Origin of the sequence: Phenylobacterium sp., assembly GCF_035276905.1 — a bacterium.
Classification (GTDB): domain Bacteria; phylum Pseudomonadota; class Alphaproteobacteria; order Caulobacterales; family Caulobacteraceae; genus Phenylobacterium.
The window spans coordinates 1-5113 of sequence record NZ_DATELG010000199.1 but is presented as its reverse complement, the minus strand read 5'-3'; the positions used below and the strand labels follow the sequence as shown (position 1 = coordinate 5113).

7 protein-coding genes are annotated in these 5113 nt (G+C 73.8%); 2 read left to right on the top strand and 5 right to left on the bottom strand.

Going from position 1 to position 5113, the window contains the following annotated elements; genetic code table 11:
* From VJS38_RS20995 to tsaD, 5 genes are all read right to left on the bottom strand, one after another.
* Positions 1-364, bottom strand: a 364-nt coding sequence (locus tag VJS38_RS20995; RefSeq protein ID WP_414692428.1) for a cell wall hydrolase, incomplete at its 3' end; no start/stop codon positions are given.
* Positions 365-925: 561 nt separating this feature from the next.
* On the bottom strand, positions 926-1339 hold the full coding sequence (locus VJS38_RS09275) for a Rieske (2Fe-2S) protein (protein ID WP_414692427.1): 414 nt from the start codon (positions 1337-1339) through the stop codon (positions 926-928).
* Positions 1272-1553: a YciI family protein gene (locus tag VJS38_RS09270; protein ID WP_324087865.1), complete on the bottom strand. Its 282-nt coding sequence runs from the start codon at positions 1551-1553 to the stop codon at positions 1272-1274. Before VJS38_RS09270 ends, VJS38_RS09275 begins: the two co-directional genes overlap by 68 nt.
* A gap of 17 nt (positions 1554-1570) precedes the next feature.
* On the bottom strand, positions 1571-2560 hold the full coding sequence (locus tag VJS38_RS09265; RefSeq protein ID WP_324087864.1) for an NAD(P)H-dependent glycerol-3-phosphate dehydrogenase: 990 nt from the start codon (positions 2558-2560) through the stop codon (positions 1571-1573).
* Positions 2557-3657 carry a tRNA (adenosine(37)-N6)-threonylcarbamoyltransferase complex transferase subunit TsaD gene (gene tsaD, locus VJS38_RS09260; RefSeq protein WP_324087863.1) on the bottom strand — a complete coding sequence of 367 codons (1101 nt, stop codon included), beginning with the start codon at positions 3655-3657 and terminating at the stop codon, positions 2557-2559. The genes VJS38_RS09265 and tsaD overlap by 4 nt, the downstream gene beginning before the upstream one ends.
* Before the next feature lie 70 nt (positions 3658-3727).
* Here tsaD and hemC point away from each other — a divergent pair, with 70 nt between their 5' ends.
* On the top strand, positions 3728-4681 hold the full coding sequence (gene hemC, locus VJS38_RS09255; protein ID WP_324087862.1) for a hydroxymethylbilane synthase: 954 nt from the start codon (positions 3728-3730) through the stop codon (positions 4679-4681).
* An 80-nt stretch (positions 4682-4761) separates the two neighbouring features.
* A partial coding sequence (locus tag VJS38_RS09250) for a uroporphyrinogen-III synthase (RefSeq protein WP_324087861.1) occupies positions 4762-5113 on the top strand: 352 nt, incomplete at its 3' end.

Genomic DNA, 5113 nt, shown 5'->3' with positions numbered 1-5113 from the left:
TCGACAGCGGATCGCGCGGCTCGCCAATATAGCGGCCGGTAAAGGCTGCAGGCTGGCCCCACGCGCCAGGCCAGCGGTAGAAGATGTGCTGGCCGATCTGCGCCACCTTGGCGAGCAAGGGCGCCCAGCGCGGAGCGACGTAGTCGGCGTGGTAGTGGGTCGCGGCCCCGACCTGCCTCATCACGTAGCCGTGCAGCGCCGCGACGGCGACCTTGCGCGCCCGGTCCCAGCCATCCTGCGTCGGCGGGTGGTCCAGGGCGCCGTCGCAGGTAAAGGTGAACTGGCAGCCGGCGCCCTTGGCGCCCTGGAAGACCACGTCGCAGACGGTCTTCGGAAACTGTGGGTCGCGCAGCCGGTTGAGCACGACCTGGGCCACCGCCCTCTGGCCGTCCGCGCTTTCCTGGCCGGCCTCGTAGTAGACGGCGGCGGTCATGCAGTCGGTGGCGCGGGCTTCGTCGAGCGCGCTCGCCGCTTCGAGCTGAAACGGTTGCGCCGCCGGATTGGGCGCATCGGAAATCGGGACCGCAGCGTTCCGCAGCCGCGCCGCCTGCGGCGAGAGGGCTTCGGGCGCCGCCTCCGGCAGGCCCTGCGCGGACGGCCGGGTCGACATGCTGGCGGCCAGGGCTGCGAGCCGGCGCGCGAAGAGCGACGGCTCGGCGGCGCGCGGTCTCGCTTCGGGCGTCGGAGCGCCGGTTGAGGCCAGGGCGGAAACGACGTGCGGGCCGGCGGCGACGCAGACCAAGGCGCCGACGGCCTCGAGCGCAAAACGCCAGCGCCGGTTTGCGCGCACTCGCGGCAGCATGCTCTGGCTCCGTCCAACTCCCGGAAGCCGCCTCAGTGATCGCCTCCCGCGCCGAAAGGCTATCGTTTATGGCGCCGGAGGCGCGATCCCCGGCCTTAAGCCCTGGGCCGGGCATTTCGATGCTCAAGCCGTGAACACCTCGCCGTCCCGCACCTCGATCGGCCAGGACGCCAGCTGCGCGCCGCTGCAAGGGCCGGCGACGCAGGCGCCGTCGGCCAGCGCGAACAGCGCCCCGTGGCCCGAGCAGAGGATGTGCTCGCCGCTCCGCGTCAGGAACCGCTCGTCCAGCGCCGCGAGCGGCCAGCCGGCGTGTGGGCAGCGGTCGACGTAGCCGGCGACCAGCGCGCCGCGGCGCACGACGAAGCCGGCGAACAGGGCCTCGCCGACCCGGAAGCGGAAACCCTTGGCGCCCGGATCGGCGATCTCGGCCAGGGCGCAGAGCCTGGCCCCCGCCGCCGGGCGCGCGGGGTCAGAGGCCGCCAAGGGTGAGCTTGAACGGCCGAAGCTCGACCTTTTCGAAGAGGCCCGCGAGCGCATAGGGGTCGGCCGCGGCGAAGGCCTGGGCCGCGGCCAGGTCCTCGGCCTCGATCAGCAGCATCGAACCCGCCATCCCGCCGGCGTCGTCGAGCAGCGGGCCGGCGATCTTCACCAGGCCGGAGTCCCGCACATAGTCGATATGCGCCTGGCGGGTCGCCACCCGCAGCTCGAGGGCGTTCGGCTTGTCGGTGGCGATCAGGATGAAAAGCGGCACCTTGGACTCCTGGCTGTTCAGCGTTCGTCGCGCAGCGGGCGCGACAGCAATTCCCCGATCGCCGCATCGACGCCCGCCTCGCCGGCGAGAATGGCGGCCACGGCCCGGCAGATCGGCATCTCGACGCCGAGCTTGGCGGCGAGCTGGCGCACCGCCGGGGCCGAGGCCACGCCCTCCGCCACCGAAAGCTTGCCGGCGAGCGCCTGCTCCAAGCTCTGGCCGCCGCCCAGCGCCATGCCGACGCTCATGTTGCGCGACTGCGGGCTGGAACAGGTGAGCACCAGGTCCCCCAGGCCGCACAGCCCCGCCAGCGTCTCGGCCTGGGCGCCCAGCGCCACCGCCAGCCGGGTCATCTCGGCGAAGCCGCGCGTGATCAGGGCGGCGTGGGCGCTGCGGCCGAGGCCGCGGCCCTCGACGATCCCGCAGGCGATGGCCAGCACGTTCTTCACCGCCCCGCCGGCCTCGGCGCCGACCATGTCCTGGACGACGTAGGGCCGGAAGGTCGGGGTGGCGATCGCCTGGGCGAGCTTCCAGCCCAGCTCCTCGTCCGGGCAGGCGAGCGTCACCGCCGTCGGCAGGCCGCGCGCGACCTCCCCCGCGAAGCTGGGCCCGGAGAGCACGGCCGGCGCGGCGCCAGGCGCAGCCTCGGCCAGCACCTCGGTCATCATCTTCAGCGAGCCCTGCTCGAAGCCCTTGGCGCAGAGCACCACCGGCGCGCCGGCCCCAAGCTGGGGCGCAAGGCCCTGCAGCGTCGAGCGCAGGTGCTGGGCCGGGGCGACCGCCAGGATCAGGTCGCTGCGCGCCAGATCGACGAAATCGGCGCTGGCCCGGACCGCGGAGTCCAACGTCACGCCCGGGAGGAAGAGGGCGTTCTCGTGGGCCGCATTGACGCCCTCGACCACCTCGCGCTCCCGCGCCCAGAGCACCGTCTCCAGGCCGGCCCGGGCGCAGACCTGGGCCAGCGCCGTCCCCCAGGCGCCGCCGCCGACCACTCCTGCGCGCTTCATGCCTTGGCTCCCTTGCGGCCCGCCTGGTGCGTGGGGTTGGCCAGAGCCGCGGCCTCGTCCAACGGCCAGCGCGGCCTGGCCGGCGCGTCCAGCGGATGGGCCTCGCCCAGCGCCAGCCGCTCGGCGCCGGCGAGCGCGATCATGGCGGCGTTGTCGGTGCAATAGGCGAGCGGCGGAGCGGTGAAGGTGAAGCCGCGCCTGGCCGCCGTCGCCTCCAGCACGGCGCGCACGGCCTTGTTCGCGGCCACCCCGCCAGCCACCACGAAACGTAAGGATCGCCCGTCGTGCGCCTGGGCGTAGGCGGCCATGGCGCGGTCGCTGCGTTCGGCCAGCTGGCGGGCGATCGCCGCCTGGACCGAGGCCGCAAGGTCGCGGCGGTCGGCCTCCTCGCTGAGCCCTTCGGCGAGCCGGGCGGCGGCGGTCTTCAGGCCCGAGAAGGAGAAGTCGCAGTCCTTGCGGCCCAGCAGCATGCGCGGCAGCTCGTAGCGGGAGGCCTCGCCCCCCTCGGCCAGCTTCTCCAGCGCCGGACCGCCGGGATAGGGCAGGCCCAGGGTCTTGGCGATCTTGTCGAAGGCCTCGCCGGCCGCATCGTCGATGGTCGAGCCCAGCCGGCGACAGGCGCCGACTCCGTCCACCGCGAGGAGCTGGCAGTGCCCCCCCGAGACCAGCAGCAGCAGGAAGGGATAGGGAATGTGCGCGCCCAGCCGCGCCGAGACCGCATGGCCCTCCAGGTGGTTGACGGCGATCAGCGGCAGGCCGCGGGCGAGCGCGACGGCCTTGCCGAAGGAGAGGCCGACCATCACCCCGCCGACCAGGCCGGGGCCGGCCGTCGCGGCCACGCCGGTCAGACTGTCGTAGCCCAGCCCGGCGTCCTTGAGCGCCTGGGCGGCGATCCCGTCGATCCGCTCGACGTGAGCGCGGGCGGCAATTTCCGGCACCACCCCGCCGTAGGGCGCGTGCGCGGCGATCTGGCTGGCCACCACCGAGGACAGCACCTGCGCGCCCCCGCCCGCGTCCAGGCGCACCACCGCCGCGGCGGTCTCGTCGCAGCTGGTCTCGAGGCCTAGGACGGTCTGTGGGCGGATGGCGGGGCTCATCGGTTGCCGGGGGCGGCCTGCTCCTGTAGCAGGCCTTCTGTCGTTCGCGCTTCGAGGTAGACCGCCCGCCGTGCCCACGCAACCGCTCGTCCGGATCGGCGCCCGCGGCTCGAAGCTGTCGCGCGCCCAGTCGGGCCAGATTCAGCGCCGCATCGCCGCCAGCCTGGGCGTGCCGCCCGAGGAGGCCGAGACCGCCTGCCCGCTGGTGATCATCTCCACCACCGGCGACCGCGTCCAGGACCGCCGGCTGCAGGAGATCGGCGGCAAGGGCCTCTTCACCAAGGAGATCGAGGAGGCGCTGCTCGACGGCCGCATCGACTGCGCGGTGCATTCGATGAAAGACATGCCGGCGCTGCTCCCGGCGGGGCTGTGCATCGCCGCCGTGCCCGAGCGCGAGGATCCGCGCGACGCCTTTCTGAGCCTGACGGCCGAGCGGCTGGAGGACCTGGCCCAGGGCGCCAGGCTCGGCACCGCCAGCCTGCGGCGCCAGGCCCAGTCGCTGCACCGCCGGCCGGACCTCGACGTGGAGATGCTGCGCGGCAACGTCGACACGCGCATCGCCAAGCTGGAAGCCGGCGAGGTGGACGCCATCCTGCTGGCCTGCTCGGGGCTGAAGCGGCTGGGCTTAAGCCACCTGCCGAAGAGCCTGATCGATCCGGTCGAGTGCCCGCCGGCCCCCGGCCAGGGCGCGCTCGCCATCGAGACCCGCGAGGGCGATTGCGAGCTGCCCTGGGTCAAGGCGCTGCAGCACGCGCCGACGATGATCACGGTCGCGGCCGAGCGCGGCGCGCTGACCGCGCTCGAAGCCTCCTGCAAGACCGCCGTCGGCGCCCACGCCTGGATGCAGAACGGGACGCTGAAGCTGGTCGTCGAGGCGCTGTCCTCGGACGGACGCCAGCGCTTCCGCCACGCCGCCGAGACCGAGCTTTCCCAGCTCGCCCAGCCGGAGGCGTCGGCGCGCGACCTCGGCCTGTCGCTGGGCTATGCGGTGAAGGCCGCCGCCGGCGACGCGATCGGCCATTAGGGACGTTAGACCTCGTTAGGGGCTGGTAAGCCGGGCCCCTGGTGTTCAAAGCTTAAGGTTCGCCTCCTTAGTGAGCCTCGATGCCCGTCCGTCGGAAGAAGATCTGGATCACCCGCGCCCAGCCGGCCGCCGCCGCCACCGCCGAGCGGGTGCGCGGCCTGGGCCATGACGCGCTGGTGGCCCCCCTCCTGGCCGTGCACGACGTGGAGGACGTCGAGATCGACCTCGCCGGCGTCGCCGCGCTCGCCTTCACCTCGGCCAACGGCGTGCGCGCCTTCGCCGCGCGCAGCGGCGAGCGGGGCCTGCAGGTCTTCGCGGTCGGCGGGGCGACCGCCCAGGCCGCGCGCCAGGCCGGCTTCGGCTCGGTGCTGTCCAGCGACGGCGACGTCGCGGTCCTGGACCGGGGGATCGCCGCGCGCAGGGGCGAGCTGA